The sequence below is a fragment of the Nocardia sp. NPDC050799 genome, assembly GCF_040654015.1.
Classification (GTDB): Bacteria; Actinomycetota; Actinomycetes; order Mycobacteriales; family Mycobacteriaceae; genus Nocardia.
Genome location: NZ_JBFAHF010000019.1, coordinates 51,480 through 65,580 on the forward strand (window position 1 = coordinate 51,480; position 14,101 = coordinate 65,580).

The following is a 14,101-nucleotide window of genomic DNA, read 5'->3' on the forward strand; positions in this document are numbered from 1 at the left end:
ACCAACTCCACCACAAACTGAAACGAGTTTCCCTGCTGTTTACGCCGCAGAACAAGTCTTCTGCCAGACAACATAGACCAACAGCGCCATCATTCTATAACGTGTTCTACATGAACGATCGGGAATACGATGTGGTGGTGGTCGGCAGCGGCGCCGCCGGGATGACCGCCGCCCTCACCGCCGCGCACAACGGGCTGAGTGTGGTGCTCCTGGAGAAGGCGCCGTACTACGGCGGATCTACCGCGCGCTCGGGCGGCGGGGTGTGGATCCCCGGTAACAAGGCCCTGCGCGAATCGGGCGGTCCCGACGACCGCGAGGAGGCGCGCCGGTACCTGCACAGCATCATCGGCGACGTGGTGCCCGCCGAGCGGATCGATACCTATATCGACCGCGGCGCCGAAGCCATGGATTTCGTCCTCGCGCACTCGCCGCTGAAAATGACCTGGGTCAAGGGCTATTCCGACTACTACCCCGAGGCCCCCGGCGGCCGGGCGGGCGGGCGGTCCTGCGAGCCGAAGCCGTTCAACGCCAAGATCCTCGGCGAGGAGCGGTTCAATATCCATCCGCCCTATTCCAAGGCGCCGCTGAACGTGGCGGTCACCCAGGCCGACTTCGTGCGGCTGAACCTGATCCGCCGCCACCCGAAGGGCATGCTGCGGGCCCTGCGCGTCGGGGCGCGCACCTACTGGGCCAAGTTCACCAACAAACATCTGATGGTGATGGGGCAGGCGGTCATCGCCGGTATGCGCAAGGGCCTGATGGACGCGAACGTACCCTTGCTGCTCGACACTCCCATGACCAAACTGGTCGTCGAGAACGGCAAGGTCACCGGCGTGGAGGCCACCCACAAGGGCGAGACGGTCACCTTCACCGCGCGCCACGGCGTGGTGCTCGGCAGCGGCGGGTTCGAGCACAATGCCGAAATGCGGGCCAAGTACCAGCGCGAGCCGATCACCACTGAGTGGACAACCGGTGCCGCCACCAATACCGGCGATGGCATCGTGGCCGGTATGGACGCGGGCGCCGCGATCGGCTTCATGGAGGACGCCTGGTGGGGGCCCACCATCTTCAAGGGCGGCAAGCCCTGGTTCGCGCTGTCCGAGCGCAACCTGCCCGGTTCGATCATGATCAACCCGCGGGGTGAGCGGTTCGGCAACGAGTCCGCGCCCTACGTCGAGGCCGTGCACACCATGTACGGCGGTGAATACGGGCAGGGTGAGGGCCCGGGCGAGAACATCCCGACCTGGCTCGTGTTCGACCAGCGCTACCGCAACCGGTACATGTTCGCCAGCCTGCAGCCGGGCCTGAAGTTCCCGTCGCGGTGGATGGAGAACGACCTCATCGTCAAGGCCGCGACCCTGCCGGAACTGGCCGAGAAGATCGGCGTGCCCGCCGACAAGCTGGCGGCCACGGTGGAGCGGTTCAACAAGTTCGCCGAAACCGGTAAGGACGAGGACTACGGCCGCGGCGACAGCCAGTACGACCGGTACTACGGCGACCCGACCGTGAAACCGAACCCGTGCCTCGCGTCCCTGGTCCAGGGCCCGTTCTACGCGGCCAAGATGGTGCCCGGCGATCTCGGCACCAAGGGCGGCCTGGTCGCCGATACCGCGGCGCGGGTCCTGCGCGAGGACGGCACCCCCATCGAGGGCCTGTACGCCTCCGGAAACGTTTCGACCCCGGTCATGGGCCACACCTACGCGGGCCCCGGCGCCACCATCGGACCGGCGATCGCCTTCGGCTACCTCGCGGTCCACGACATCATCGCCCGCTCGAAGACCGCGGCCTGAGCCGATCCGAGGAGAATCTGTATGCCCATCGATCCGAAAGTCGCGCTCGGAGCGGAACTCCCGAGCAAGGAATTCTCCTGGACCGCCTCCGATGTCCAGCTCTACCACCTGGGCATCGGCGCCGGTCACCGCTGGACCGAGCCGGCCGAACTGCGCTACCTCGACGACCGGGAACCGCAGGTGCTGCCCACTTTCGCCACGGTCGCCCATACTCTGCGCGATACCGACCCGCCGAAGGTGAAGTTCCCCGGCGTCGATATCGACCTGGCCAAGGTGGTGCACGGTTCGCAGGAAGTGCAGGTACACCGGCCGCTGCCCGCCTCGGGCAAAGCGACCCGCACCGGCCGGATCAGCGAACTGTGGGACAAGGGCGCCAACGCGGTGATCGTGCAGGAGTTCACCGTCACCGGTTCCGACGGCGAAGCGCTGTGGACCGAGCGGTCCTCCATCTTTGCCCGCGGCGAAGGCGGATTCGGCGGTGAGCGCGGCCCGAGCAGCAAGGCCGAACTCCCCGACCGTGCGCCGGATTTCGACGTCACCACCGCGACCCTGCCGCAGCAGGCCCTGCTCTACCGCCTCTGCGGTGATCGCAACCCGCTGCACTCCGACCCCGAATTCGCGAAGGGCGCGGGTTTCCCGGCGCCGATCCTGCACGGCCTGTGCACCTACGGGATCATTTGCAAAACCGCCACCGATACGGTGCTGGACTCCGTCGCGGGCCGGGTGACCGGGTTCAAGGCGCGATTCGCCGGCGTGCTGTTCCCCGGTGAGACGCTGCGGTCGCGGATCTGGCGGGAGCCGGGTCAGCTGATCATCAGCGCCACCGCGGTCGAACGTGACGGCGCACCGGTGCTGGGAGACGTGGTGCTCGACTACGCCCGGTAATCCTTGTTCCAAGGAGCCGACCGGACACGTTCCTCGGTGCGAGCAACCGTTCTCATCCGAGAGTCGAACGGGTCGCCTGGAGAGGCCGGCTTGCTCACCTACACAGTGTGTGGGTGAGCAAGCCGTGGATATCGGCATGCGTTGCGCTGGTGACGGCGCCGTCGACACGGGAGCTTTAATCAACCGGATGGTTGGATTATCTCACCCGCCGCGCTATGGTCTTATTCAACCAAGAAGTTGAGGAACCATTGTGGACGAGGACACCGAACAGCTCAACCGAGTGTTCGCGGCACTGGCCGACCCGACCCGGCGTAATCTCGTCGCCCGGCTCGCCGATGCCGACGCCTCCGTAGGCGAGCTTGCCGAACCGTACGACATGAGTCTTCAGGCAATCTCCAAGCATGTGAAAGTCCTGGAGGAGGCCGGTCTGGTCACCCGGAGCAGGGAGGCCCAGCGCCGGCCCGTTCACCTGAACGCGGAGGTGTTCGGCCTGATGACGAAGTGGATCGAACGCTACCGGCTGAAAGCCGAGGACCGCTATCAGCGCCTCGACGCCCTGCTGAACCGCATGACCGACACCGACGACCCTCGAAAGAAGGACGCATCATGACCACCACCGAGATCATCGCGGACGAGAAGGTCCCGACCATAGAGATCATCCGGGAGTTCGACGCCGCCCCGGAGCAGGTCTTCCGCACCCACGTCGACCCCGAGCTCTACGCGCAATGGGTCGGGCCGCGCGACATCACCACCCGGATCACCGCCTGGGACGCCCGCACCGGCGGCGCCTGGGCCTTCGCCAATGACCGGGACGGCGTCGAAATCGCCGCCTTCTTCGGCAGCTTCCACGAGATCCGGCCCGACGAGCGCATCGTATGGACCTTCACCTACGAGGGCGAACCCGACGGCGTCGCACTGGAAAAGGTGACCTTCGAACGCCTCCCGGGCGGACGCACCCGGCTGCGGGTCCTGAGCGTGGTCGAGAGTTTCGAGATCCGGGACGGCATGCTGGCCAGCGGAATGAATGTCGGAGTGGAAGAGGGCTACGCCAAGCTCGACGAACTGCTCGCGGAGCGTTCCTGATGGCGGCGGCGCTCACCGGCCCGGCCGATCGGCACGCATCCGACGCGGCCCGGTTCACCGAACTCGTCGAATCCGCCGGCCCCGGCGACTGGTCACGCCCGAGCCCGGTCGCGGAGTGGACGGCACTGGATATCGTCGCGCACCTGGTCGAGTGGTCCCGAGGGCTGCTCGGCGGCGCCGATATCGACCTCTCGCCGTTGGACGTCGCCTCGGACCCGGTGGCCGCGTGGAAACGACACGTCACCGATATACAGGCAATACTCGACGACCCCGCGGGCCGGGTTCTGCACAACCCGCACTTCGGGCAACGCCCCGTGGACGAGGCCATCGACGAGTTCTACACCCCGGATATCTGGATGCATTCCTGGGATCTGGCCAAAGCCCTGGGCCGCGAACCGGACCTGGGCCAGGACCGTTGCGCGGCCGCCCTGGCCGATATGGAGCCGGTGGAGCGGATGCTGCGTGACAGCGGCCAGTTCGGTACCGCCGTCCCCGTCCCCCCGGACGCTTCGCCACAGGACCGGTTGATGGCATTCATCGGCCGGGACCCTGCCTGGACCGGGGCCTGATCCGGCCGAGCGATTCACCACCGCAACGGACTACCGCGAACTGAGGAAGAACTGCCGCGGGCAGACCGTGGCAAGCGGCCCACCGCGCAGCGCCGAATCGATCAGATCCTGGTACGCCGCATCCTGCGGTTCGTCGCGATGCGTGACATGACGGCCGGAACAGAACTGCTGGACACTGGCATTCACCGCACCCGGCAGGTGCAGGCGTTCGGGCCCCTCGTTCTCCGAGTAGAGGTGATAGGCCGGGAGACCGGGCGGCAGCGCCGGCGGAGTGTTCAGTTGCTGTAGGAACTCCGACGCCGGGGCTATGTCACGGCATCCGGGAAAGAGCGGCGCGCAGAGAAACCCGAGCGGCTCACCGTAATTCGGGGTGCCGAAGTCGAGATAGGTTCCCGCCGAATCGCTGCCGCCGAGGAACTTCACATAGTGCCGCTGCGCCAGCCCGCCCATGGAGTGCCCGACCAGATCCACCCGCCGGGCACCGGTGGTCCGCCGGATCTCGGCGACCTTACCGGCGACCACTGCCGCCGAATCCGCGATCCCCTCGGTCCCCGAGGACCCGGCGGGCACCGCGGGCAGCATTATGGAGTAGGCCCGGTAACCGCGGTCGGCCAGTTCCGCACGCAGATCCTCCAGAATGCCCCGGTCGGCGTCGAAACCACCGATGACCAGGACAGGATTCGCCGGCGCGGGCTCGGCACGGGCGAAGCCGGGCGGCAGCGCCGCGGCTACGCAACCCAGCGATACGACAGCGAATCGGGCGAGCACGGCGAGCACAGTTTTCATGAACCTGCTTCCGGAGGCTGAATGGTCGCTGCGCCGTCATCCCGGACCGCGAACAGCGTCGACCGACGGCCAGCATGCTAGTGCGGTAGCCGCGTAGGTTTCGGGAGGCGCGACGGATCACCAGGACAGCGGGCCGGAGATCATCTCGCGGCGCACCAGCGAATCAGACCGTCTCCCACCGAGGCATCGACAGCCCGCCCAGGGCTTCAGCTGATCGTTCCCGGTGCAGCGATCCACTGAGTGGGCTGACCGGTCGCCGCGGCGACCGTCTCGAAGTCACGGTCGTAGTGCAGCACAGTGAGCCTGTTCGCCTCCGCTGTTGCCGCAATCGCCAGGTCGACCACACCCGCACTGCGGTGACTCCCCTGTTCGGTAAGTAGTTGTTGCACTCGATGAGCGCGCGTCCACACGTTGTCCGGGGTCACCACCCAGCCGAACAACACGGTGAGAAGCTCTTTCTTATGCAATCGGTCGGCCAGCGATTGCGCCGTGAAGAGGAGTTCCAGTCCTACGGGGTCGCAGATCGCGACCACTCCGGCGGCGAGCGCTTCCTGCCAGGTCTTACGGACACCGGGGTCACGCAGGACCCGGGCCGCGGCCGATGTGTCGATCAGGTAGCTGATCACCGACGGTAGGCGCCCTTGTCGAGCAGGATGTCGAAATCTCCCTGCTCCGCCATCTCACCGAGTGCGTTGAGGGCCTGGACCCGCTTGAGCCGTCTGGAGACCTCGATCAATGCCGCATTGACCGTATCCTTCTTGGTTGCCGTTCCCAGCAGACGCTGCGCTTCCGCCAGCGCTTCGTCATCGACTTCGATCAGTAGTTTCGACATGCCTACCCCTTATATATACTAGATATTCGTGTCAAATATACGCGATGTAAGAACCATCCACACCACACAACCGAATTCGGACAACCCCATGATCTCCGCACGGCCGCCACGGACGCGGAGTACTCAATCCCGCCGCACGGATTCACGAAGCGCACGAACGAACCAAGCAAACACCGGTCCCAGATCCGGCGGTTCCGGCCGCCCGTTGACCGCGGACACCAACTGCCAGTACCGGGCGACCCGGGGATCATCGGCCACCTCCAGCCTTTCCAGGATCCAGCCCCGGAGTACATCGTCGTCCGGCCTGCCGAAAGTCTCGGCATAGCGCCCGGCCAGCCGATCGACTATCGGGGAGGCCGCAGCCGTGCCCGGGTCGATACCCGCTTCCAGCGCCCCGGTCACCTCATCGCGCACGGCTTCCGTGAGCTCATGGTGCAGTCCGGTGTCGTCGCCCGCGGCTCGTTCCTTCGCCTGGTATTCGGCCATCCGGCGCACCGCGGCACGGAAGGTCTCGTCCCGCACCAGTGCCACCAAGTCCATCCACGCGGTGACCTGTTCGGTGGTGGGCTCGGCCGGTAGGTCCGGCATGCTCGATCGCAGCAACTCCACGACAGCGGGGTTCGCGTCGACCGTGCCGAACGTTTCGTCGACGAAATCGTGGACGAGGCGGTGCCGCTCGGCTGCGGACAGGTTGACCAGTTCGTGCATCAGTTCCATCTCCTGCGGATTCGAATCCCGGTCGGCCACCGCTCGTAACACCGCACGCCGGAGTCGCAAAGTACGTATCTGCACGTCCAGGGCGTCCGCGTGCGCGGCCGCCACCTCGCGCAGGGCGGTCTCGTGAGCCAGGATCGCGCGCACAGTCGGGAGGTCGATATCGAGCGCGCGCAGTGTGCGGACCAGTTCCAGGCGTGCCAGCGCGTGTAAGTCGTAGAGCCGGTAGCCGGCCGGGCTGTGGGCGGTCGGCGGGACGATTCCCCGATCGGCGTAGAACCGGATCGTCTTGACCGAAAGTCCGGTCCGTTCGGCCAGGGCCCCGATCGTGGAGAGCGTCTCGTCGTCCATGGGCACCAGACTGCTGTCTCCCCCGGGGGGAGACACAAGCCAATTCCCCACCGCGAACCGCGAAGCCTCCAACATCGCGGCCATGGACCGGGCCGGCATCGATGTGCAGGTGTTGTCGTTGACCGCCCCCGGTGTCGAACAGTCCGACCCCGCCGAAGCCGTGGCCCTCGCCCGGGACGCGAATGATCAGGTGGCCGCGGCCGTTCGGCGACACCCGGATCGATTCGCCGCATTCGCCACACTGCCCACTCCGGCACCGGTCGCCCCGGCCGATCGGGAACGTATCGCGCAGCACAACGCCGAACGACTGCTGGGCCTGGTTCCGTGACCGGATTACGCGAGCTGAAGAAGGAGCGCACCCGGCTGGCGATCCAGGAGGCGGCACTGCGGCTGTTCGCCCGCGACGGTCAAACAAATCGCGGCGGCCGCGGAGGTCGCCGAGCGAACTTTTCTTCCGGTACTTCCCCACCAAGGAAGATGTCGTGGCCTGGGACACACTCGATCTGTCGTTCGCCGAACGGTTCCGTGCGCAGCCGGCCACTGTCGGCGCATTCGAAGCCGTCCGGGCAACGCTGAAGGAGACCTTCACCGACCTCCCTCCCCCCGAACAGCGCCGGCTGCGGGAACGGGTGGTGCTCATGACATCGGTGCCACCGCTGCGGGCCATGCTGCTCGACCAGTTGGTCGGCACCGGGCACACGATCGCCCAGCTGGTCGCCGACCGCACCGGCGCCGACCCCGGGGACCCCGCGATCCGCGCCTTGGTCGGCGCGGTGGTCGGTGCGGCGTTCGCGGCGGTTTTCGCAGTACCGGCGCATCCGGACACCGATTTCGCCACGCTGCTCGGCGAAACCCTCGATCAACTGTCGACGATCGCCACCGACGGATGGCCAGGCGATGGCGTCCCGACTCGGTAGCGTGATCCGGTGACGGATCGGAGCGCGGAACATGAGTCGGTATCGCTCACCATGGCCCACCCCTTCCTCGGCCGCACCGTCGACCTCACCTTCGATCGCCCGTACGGAAGCCGGCACCCGCGCTATGGGTTCCTCTACACGGTGAACTACGGCTACGTCCCCGGCACGCTCGCACCGGATGATCAGGAACTGGACGCCTACTATCTCGGTCCGGACGAGCCGCTGGCCGCCGCCCGGGGCAGGTGTATCGCAATCGTCCACCGGCTGTACGACGATGACGACAAACTGGTGGTCGTCCCGCCGGAAAGCCCGGGCCTCGATGATGCGGCCATCGCGGCCGCGGTCGAGTTCCAGGAGAACCCCGGTGAGTACGTCGTCGTGCGACAGTGAACGCGGATCCGGTGGCCGACGAGCCGTGACCGAGCGTCCGCCGCTGCTCAGAGCAGAGAAAGCGGCGGGCACGGGCGCGGCGCCGGTAGCTTCACGTTCGTGAAGATCGTGCCCGTATCACCCCAGCTGACGACACTGCGGTTTCCCGAGGTCAACGACCTCAATGTCTACATTTGGGACGACCACGGGGAGATCACCTTGATCGATACCGGCCTGCCCGGTTCTTTCACCGAGATCGTCGAAGGCCTCGGCGCACTCGGATTCGCGCCGGCGGCCGTGCGGCGGGTTGTCCTCACCCACGCGCACGACGATCACATCGGCTCCGCGGCCGCGCTCGCCGCCCACGGTGCCGAGATCTGGGCCCACCACGCCGATGCCGATATCGTGCGCGGCAGGCATCCGCAACCGGCGCCGGTACTGCGCGACTGGGAACGCCCCATCGCCGAGGCTCTCGAATCGGTCCCACCGCCCCGCCCGGCCCCGGTCCACCGCGAACTGCACGACGGCGACATTCTCGAGTTCGGCGGCGGCGCGGAGGTAGTCGAGATTCCGGGCCATACGGCGGGCAGTATCGCGCTGCACCTGCCACGCTATCGAGTGCTGTTCACCGGTGACACACTGGCGAACGTCCGCGGTGTCACCATGCCCGGAGTGTTCAACCTCGACAGCGCCGCCGTCGAGTCGGCGACGTTCCGGCTGGCCCGGTTCGACGCCGATATTGTCTGCGTGGGCCACGGGGAGGTACTGACCGCGGAACCACTGCGCATCTGGCGGGCCGACCGGTCGCGACCGAACCCGTCGCAGCGACACTCACGGTGAGCCCGTGCCGCGGCCTCAGGGGAGCCGCTGGAAGCCCGGCGAGGCCACGGCCAGACGTAGGATCTGGTCGTCGCGATGAGAGAGCGCGAGTTCGTACCAGTCCGCGGTGCGGGCTTCGCCGAAGATACCGACGGCGCCGGTGGACGTGGTGACCTTCCAGCCCAGTTGCTCCCAGATCCGCACGATCAACGGCAGGTAGGCCTGCGGCCGGTCCGGTGGCGGCGGATCGAGGAAATAGCGGGCTTCGAGCCGATCGACCTGGTAGAGGTTGCCGGCGTCGTCGTCGCACGGCAGGATCGTCTCCCCGTCCGGACCGTCCTGGGGCCGGACGGCGAGCTGGCCGCCGAGCGCGTCGAGTAGTTCGGTGACGATTTCGCGGATGCGGGCGCGAGCGGCGTCCTCGGTGAGTTCGCGGTTCCACACGACCGCTCGTGCCGCTCGCACGGTCGACAGGGCGGCGACCCGCTGCCGAAGTTCGTCCGGCGTGACCGGCACGGCAGGTTCGGGTGGGAGGTCGCGTTCCAGCTGGAAACCGTAGCCCATCAGGTCGTCGAGGGTGCGGCCGAAATTCATGGGCCGCTCCATATCGCCGCCGTACTCCCAGCCGACCGTGTCATCGGGCAGATCCGGGGAGGTGAAGTAATTGGTATCGCCCAGCCCCTTGGCGATCAACATCACCCGGTCCCCGGGGATTCGTTCGTCGGTATCCCAGTTCCGCACCGATTCGGCCAGGCCGAGCTCGTCATAGGTCTGCATATCGCGCGGGCGGGTGGGTCCGAAGGAGATGCCGTCGAGGTCGGTGAATCCGGCATGGACCATACCGAGAAAAACCCGCAGCGGCTCCGGCAGCGCATCCCAGTGGCGCGGCACATCGGCGCCGAATGTCGCCGGATCCCAGCCGATACGGAACTCGTGCGGCTGGAACGGTTTCCGCAGCGCGTACAGCAACACCCAGTCACCACGCAGCAGACAGACCCGCACATCGTCGAGACATTCGGCCAAGACCGCACCGAACCGGGGCACCAGCTCGAACATATCGAGATTCCACAGTGCCACCGCGGCCGCACTCCGGGCGCGGGGGTCATGAGCACCGGCGATCGGGGCCCAGTGTGCGGGGACGTGCGCGGCGGCCGAGGTCCCCGGTTCGACGAGCAGCGCTGACCCGGCACCGAATTCCGCCACGACCCGCGCGAAGTCCACAGTGTCCACACCACGCATTGAACAGCAGAGGTCCGACAGGTGCCGGTCGATCCTCGGTATTCGCCGCCGGCCGTGCCACCATGTGGTGAAGAGGCCCCGGACAGGGAGGTGACGGCATTGCCCGGACAGCGGGGAGACGGCGCCCACGATCTGTTCGGCGGCAGACGACCCACCAGCCATGAGCGCAGTATCGGGCTGCCGTGGGACGCCTCCTACCGGGACGGCCCCGCCCCCTGGGATACCGGCCGCCCGCAACCCGCCGTGGTGCGCGTGGCCGCCGAAGGCGGTTTCACCGGATCGGTACTCGACGCGGGCTGCGGAACCGGGGAGAACGCGCTGCACATCGCCGCGCTGGGTCTGCCGGTACTCGGTGCCGACGTGGCGGAGACAGCCCTGGAAACCGCCCGGGCAAAGGCGGCCGACCGGGAAATCGACGCCGAATTCGTCGCCGCCGACGCGCTCGAACTGGGCAGGATCGAGCGCAAATTCGACACTGTGCTGGACTGCGGCCTGTTCCACACCTTCGACGCGGAGGAGCGCCACCCGTACATCGCGAGCCTGGCATCGGTGACCGACCCCGGCGCGACGCTGTACGTATTGTGTTTCAGCGACGAAGGCCCAGACCTCGGCCCACATCCGGTGGGCCTCGAGGAACTGAACGCGGCCTTCACCCCCACCAGCGGCTGGAGTATCGCCGCCGTCGTACCGGACCGGATCGAAACCCGATTCCACGACCACGGCGCACCGGCCTGGTTGGCAACGATAGACCGCGTCTGAACGGGAGCGGAGGAAATACCGAATTCGGCTCAACGCTGGATCTATCGCCTGCGCGTGGACTGCCGGCCGAGCGGGGTGATCCGCTCGGTCGGTTGCCCGGGCAGCGGCTGCCGGGAGATCGTCCGCCTGGTGCAGGGCCGAATCGGCCCGCACGCCGGGCCGTGCCCATGGGTAGGGGTCGAGGTGATCGATCGCGGTCCCCATCCGCCGATCCTGTGAGCACCGATCCTGATACGACGTCATGGCATAATTTCGCTACTATTGTGGCATGACGATGTTCCAGGTCAGCGATCTAGCGGGGGCCCGGCGCCGCGAGTTCCTAGATGAGGCGAAACGGTCGTCGGCGTCGTTACGCGACACCGACGGGTCGGTGCTCGTGATGTTCGAGGCACAGCGCATCGCCGCGCTCAAGGAAGCCGCTGCCACCATTACCCAGCTGTTCTCCGCCGAGGCGGTGCTCGCGCGCACCGATGTCCCCACCCCGGTGGAACTGGGCGGACTGGCCTGGCTGGCGGAATTCGATCCCGACGATCGAGCCGAAGCGCTCGCCGAGATCCGAAATGCCGTAGTGCTCACTGTGACTTCCGAAGATCCCAATCCACTTCGAGAGGTTCTGCACGCGTGGGCGACCACCGCCGCGGTGATGCGGGATCCACTGCGCCGAGCCGTGCACACCGGGCCGGTCGCGGAGTCCGACTACGTCGAGGTCGACGCTCCGCAGCCGCGCGATGACGTCTGAACGCGACCCGCAGCCCGGAGCGTATCGGCCGTTCGTAGCCGCCCGCGCGCCCGGTGGACGACCACCCACGAAGCCCACATACCGCGTCCTGGTGCACCGGCAGTACCTCGACACCTGGAACAACATGGCCGACCGGGTCGGGATCACTTCGTCCCGGCAGTTCTGGGAGCATGTGTCAGCCACTCCGGGAACTCCACCGGCGGTCGGCACCTCGACCGTGCTTCGGGGTAAACACCACGGTCCGAAGTGGGAGGGCTACTCGCGCACCATCCACTACGAGATCAGTGGTGCGGGCCGTATCGACTACCAGTACTGCAACGCGACCACGGAAGGCGACCGGGGCGATCCGCACCCCGTCGTCAAGATCCTCACCATCGACCTCGGAAGCCAATGACCCGATGTCGATGTTCTCCCGCCCGGAACCGCACTCGGCGGGGCGATATCGAGTGGTGAGTCGCTTCCCCCGCCCGCCGGTATGCGACCGGCGGGCCGGGGACCACACCTATCAGGCGCCGTGCTCAGCGGCGAGCGCCGGCGATTCACTCGGCACACCGAACCAGCCGGTCAGCGCCGCACGAAGCCCGTCCGCCGCGATATCGGCCGGTTCGCCGACCGCGGCGGCCCAGGCGATGTGGGCGTCCGGGCGGATCAGCAGCGCGTCGGCCGGACGCTCGTCGGTGGTGACTGTCCGGATGTCGACGCGGTCACACCACTCCCGGGCGACCTCCCGTATTTCGGCTCGGTCGGCGAGATCCAGCAGGACCGGTCGTGCGGAGTGCAGGAGGTCGGCGACAGTGGTCCCGCCGGTATCGCTGGACAAGGCGAGGTCCGGGGCGAACGTACCGGTCAACGGATGGTTGTTCGGGTTGGGTAGGTCGTAACGCACATCGGTGCCCGCGATGAAACCGGCCACCCGGCGGGCGGACTGCTCGTCACCGAGCAGTTCCTGGACCACTTCCCGCAGCGCGTCCGCGGCCGGGTCGAGTCCACGCCGCAACGCCACCTGGGCGCGAGTCTGCCGCAGGGCACGAGCTCCCGCGTAATAGCGTTCCGCGTGGTAGCTGTCGATCAGTCCGGGTGGCGCCCAGCCGTGGATGTCGGCGGCGAGTTTCCAGCCGAGGTTCACCGCGTCGAGCAGACCGGTGTTGAGCCCCGATCCAGTCGCGGGCAGCAGGTGCGCGGCGTCGCCCGCCACCAGGATCCGGCCGGCCCGATAGGTCTCTGCGTGGTGGTCCTTGAAGGTGAAACGCGCCAGCCGCAGCGGTTCGCCCAACGGGATCTCCGTGCCGAGCACCCGGCGCACGCTCTCCCGGAATTCGGTCAGGGTCATCGGCTCGTCGTCGGCGATATCGGTGGACTCGTCCTCAGCGGTCGAGAACATCAGCATGTCCGGGGTCGGTGACCCGTATCCGAAGGCGCCGCGTGCGGTGCGGGTGAAACCGGTGGTGATCCGGCCCATGCCCGGAACTTCGAGATCGCCGTTGTCCAGGCGGGTCACCGAATCGGGCACGGTGACCTGGCATATCCGATTCACCTCGGGATAGGTGGTACCGGTGAACGCGATACCGGCCATTTCCCGGATCCGGCTGCGTCCGCCGTCGCAGCCGACGAGATAACGCGCGGTGATCCGGTACGGACCGTCCGGCCCGGACACCTCCGCCGTCACCGAGGCGTCGTCCTGACGCACCCCGACCACCTCGTGGCCGCGGCGGATATCCGCACCGAGCTCACCCACCCGCTCGGCGAGCAACTCCTCCAGCCGCGTCTGCGGCAGTGGCAGCCCACGCAACGGAGGGGCCACCATGCCGGTGAGGTCCACGTGGATACCGCCGAAGGGGTAGCGGGGCGGCGGGGCGGGGGCGGTCACGGCCGCTTCGACCCGTTCCAGCAGCCCGCGATAGTGCAGCAGTTGCAAGATCTGCCCACCCAGACCCTGGGCCTTCTGCGTGGCCCTGGGGTGTGGGTACTTCTCCAGGAGCAGCGGGCGTACCCCCGCCAGGCTCAGTTCGGCGGCCAGCAGCAGACCTGTTGGCCCGGCGCCCACGATGATCACCTCGGTATCCACCGCCGACCGCGGCTGCGCCGAAGATTCGTCGTGTCCGTTCCCTGACGACTGCACTCGCACCTCGTAACCCTTTCCGTCCCACTGTCGTGGGCTAGGCCAGCGAGTATGCGGCATGACCGGGGCCTTGCGGCAAGCCCCGGGGTGCGCTATATCTTGAGAAGGGGCGGGGGCCGAATCCACACTC

General features: G+C 67.3%; 18 protein-coding genes. 12 read left to right on the top strand and 6 right to left on the bottom strand.

All coding sequences use genetic code 11. The annotated features are described in order from the left end of the window. Positions 1 to 101: 101 nt before the first annotated feature. The 5 genes from kstD (at position 102) to AB0H42_RS20575 (ending at position 4,327) form a co-directional block, all read left to right on the top strand. Complete coding sequence (gene kstD / locus AB0H42_RS20555) at positions 102 to 1,790, top strand: 3-oxosteroid 1-dehydrogenase (RefSeq protein WP_357057979.1); 1,689 nt, start codon at positions 102 to 104, stop codon at positions 1,788 to 1,790. A 21-nt stretch (positions 1,791 to 1,811) separates the two neighbouring features. Continuing rightward, on the top strand, positions 1,812 to 2,675 hold the full coding sequence (locus AB0H42_RS20560) for a MaoC family dehydratase (protein WP_030522973.1): 864 nt from the start codon (positions 1,812 to 1,814) through the stop codon (positions 2,673 to 2,675). A gap of 250 nt (positions 2,676 to 2,925) precedes the next feature. Continuing rightward, positions 2,926 to 3,285 (top strand): metalloregulator ArsR/SmtB family transcription factor, encoded by a 360-nt coding sequence (locus AB0H42_RS20565; RefSeq protein WP_357057981.1) that lies wholly within the window; start codon positions 2,926 to 2,928, stop codon positions 3,283 to 3,285. Next, positions 3,282 to 3,758: an SRPBCC family protein gene (locus AB0H42_RS20570; protein WP_357057983.1), complete on the top strand. Its 477-nt coding sequence runs from the start codon at positions 3,282 to 3,284 to the stop codon at positions 3,756 to 3,758. Before AB0H42_RS20565 ends, AB0H42_RS20570 begins: the two co-directional genes overlap by 4 nt. Continuing rightward, the gene (locus AB0H42_RS20575) at positions 3,758 to 4,327 is read left to right on the top strand and encodes a TIGR03086 family metal-binding protein (RefSeq protein WP_357057985.1); all 570 of its coding nucleotides are present in this window, start codon (positions 3,758 to 3,760) and stop codon (positions 4,325 to 4,327) included. The genes AB0H42_RS20570 and AB0H42_RS20575 overlap by 1 nt, the downstream gene beginning before the upstream one ends. 30 nt (positions 4,328 to 4,357) lie before the next feature. On the opposite strand, the gene AB0H42_RS20580 is transcribed toward AB0H42_RS20575, so the two are convergent. The 4 genes from AB0H42_RS20580 to AB0H42_RS20595 form a co-directional block, all read right to left on the bottom strand. After that, the gene (locus tag AB0H42_RS20580; RefSeq protein ID WP_357057987.1) at positions 4,358 to 5,113 is read right to left on the bottom strand and encodes an alpha/beta hydrolase; all 756 of its coding nucleotides are present in this window, start codon (positions 5,111 to 5,113) and stop codon (positions 4,358 to 4,360) included. A 206-nt stretch (positions 5,114 to 5,319) separates the two neighbouring features. Next, entirely contained in the window at positions 5,320 to 5,739 is a 420-nt protein-coding gene (locus AB0H42_RS20585; RefSeq protein WP_357057989.1) for a PIN domain nuclease, read from the bottom strand. Next, entirely contained in the window at positions 5,736 to 5,945 is a 210-nt protein-coding gene (locus AB0H42_RS20590; RefSeq protein WP_357057991.1) for a type II toxin-antitoxin system VapB family antitoxin, read from the bottom strand. Before AB0H42_RS20590 ends, AB0H42_RS20585 begins: the two co-directional genes overlap by 4 nt. Before the next feature lie 123 nt (positions 5,946 to 6,068). Further along, positions 6,069 to 7,010 carry a MerR family transcriptional regulator gene (locus AB0H42_RS20595; RefSeq protein ID WP_357057993.1) on the bottom strand — a complete coding sequence of 314 codons (942 nt, stop codon included), beginning with the start codon at positions 7,008 to 7,010 and terminating at the stop codon, positions 6,069 to 6,071. 82 nt (positions 7,011 to 7,092) lie between these two features. Between AB0H42_RS20595 and AB0H42_RS20600 the strand changes: the two genes are divergently transcribed. The 4 genes from AB0H42_RS20600 (at position 7,093) to AB0H42_RS20615 (ending at position 9,136) form a co-directional block, all read left to right on the top strand. Beyond that, entirely contained in the window at positions 7,093 to 7,338 is a 246-nt protein-coding gene (locus tag AB0H42_RS20600) for a hypothetical protein (protein ID WP_357057995.1), read from the top strand. 154 nt (positions 7,339 to 7,492) lie between these two features. Beyond that, positions 7,493 to 7,927, top strand: a complete 435-nt coding sequence (locus tag AB0H42_RS20605; protein ID WP_357057997.1) for a hypothetical protein — start codon at positions 7,493 to 7,495, stop codon at positions 7,925 to 7,927. Between the two features lie 9 nt (positions 7,928 to 7,936). Further along, entirely contained in the window at positions 7,937 to 8,317 is a 381-nt protein-coding gene (locus AB0H42_RS20610) for an inorganic diphosphatase (protein WP_357057999.1), read from the top strand. A 99-nt stretch (positions 8,318 to 8,416) separates the two neighbouring features. Continuing rightward, positions 8,417 to 9,136 (top strand): MBL fold metallo-hydrolase, encoded by a 720-nt coding sequence (locus AB0H42_RS20615; RefSeq protein WP_357058001.1) that lies wholly within the window; start codon positions 8,417 to 8,419, stop codon positions 9,134 to 9,136. 15 nt (positions 9,137 to 9,151) lie between these two features. Here the strand turns inward: AB0H42_RS20615 and AB0H42_RS20620 are convergent, their stop codons facing one another. Then, on the bottom strand, positions 9,152 to 10,345 hold the full coding sequence (locus tag AB0H42_RS20620) for a hypothetical protein (RefSeq protein ID WP_357058003.1): 1,194 nt from the start codon (positions 10,343 to 10,345) through the stop codon (positions 9,152 to 9,154). A gap of 141 nt (positions 10,346 to 10,486) precedes the next feature. Between AB0H42_RS20620 and AB0H42_RS20625 the strand changes: the two genes are divergently transcribed. From AB0H42_RS20625 to AB0H42_RS20635, 3 genes are all read left to right on the top strand, one after another. After that, a complete protein-coding gene (locus tag AB0H42_RS20625) occupies positions 10,487 to 11,113 on the top strand; it encodes a class I SAM-dependent methyltransferase (protein ID WP_357058110.1) in 627 nt (208 codons plus the stop codon). 268 nt (positions 11,114 to 11,381) lie between these two features. Beyond that, a complete protein-coding gene (locus AB0H42_RS20630) occupies positions 11,382 to 11,852 on the top strand; it encodes a hypothetical protein (RefSeq protein ID WP_357058004.1) in 471 nt (156 codons plus the stop codon). Beyond that, on the top strand, positions 11,842 to 12,246 hold the full coding sequence (locus AB0H42_RS20635; protein WP_357058006.1) for a hypothetical protein: 405 nt from the start codon (positions 11,842 to 11,844) through the stop codon (positions 12,244 to 12,246). The genes AB0H42_RS20630 and AB0H42_RS20635 overlap by 11 nt, the downstream gene beginning before the upstream one ends. Positions 12,247 to 12,357: 111 nt before the next feature. On the opposite strand, the gene AB0H42_RS20640 is transcribed toward AB0H42_RS20635, so the two are convergent. Beyond that, positions 12,358 to 13,971 (bottom strand): FAD-dependent monooxygenase, encoded by a 1,614-nt coding sequence (locus AB0H42_RS20640; protein WP_357058008.1) that lies wholly within the window; start codon positions 13,969 to 13,971, stop codon positions 12,358 to 12,360. Positions 13,972 to 14,101 lie beyond the last annotated feature (130 nt).

Coding starts and splice junctions, on each gene's coding strand:
- AB0H42_RS20580 (WP_357057987.1), bottom strand. CDS start 5,113: ATGAAAACTGTGCTCGCCGTGCTCGCCCGATTCGCTGTCGTATCGCTG.
- AB0H42_RS20630 (WP_357058004.1), top strand. CDS start 11,382: ATGACGATGTTCCAGGTCAGCGATCTAGCGGGGGCCCGGCGCCGCGAG.
- AB0H42_RS20600 (WP_357057995.1), top strand. CDS start 7,093: ATGGACCGGGCCGGCATCGATGTGCAGGTGTTGTCGTTGACCGCCCCC.
- AB0H42_RS20570 (WP_357057983.1), top strand. CDS start 3,282: ATGACCACCACCGAGATCATCGCGGACGAGAAGGTCCCGACCATAGAG.
- AB0H42_RS20560 (WP_030522973.1), top strand. CDS start 1,812: ATGCCCATCGATCCGAAAGTCGCGCTCGGAGCGGAACTCCCGAGCAAG.
- AB0H42_RS20575 (WP_357057985.1), top strand. CDS start 3,758: ATGGCGGCGGCGCTCACCGGCCCGGCCGATCGGCACGCATCCGACGCG.
- AB0H42_RS20635 (WP_357058006.1), top strand. CDS start 11,842: ATGACGTCTGAACGCGACCCGCAGCCCGGAGCGTATCGGCCGTTCGTA.
- AB0H42_RS20595 (WP_357057993.1), bottom strand. CDS start 7,010: ATGGACGACGAGACGCTCTCCACGATCGGGGCCCTGGCCGAACGGACC.
- AB0H42_RS20590 (WP_357057991.1), bottom strand. CDS start 5,945: ATGTCGAAACTACTGATCGAAGTCGATGACGAAGCGCTGGCGGAAGCG.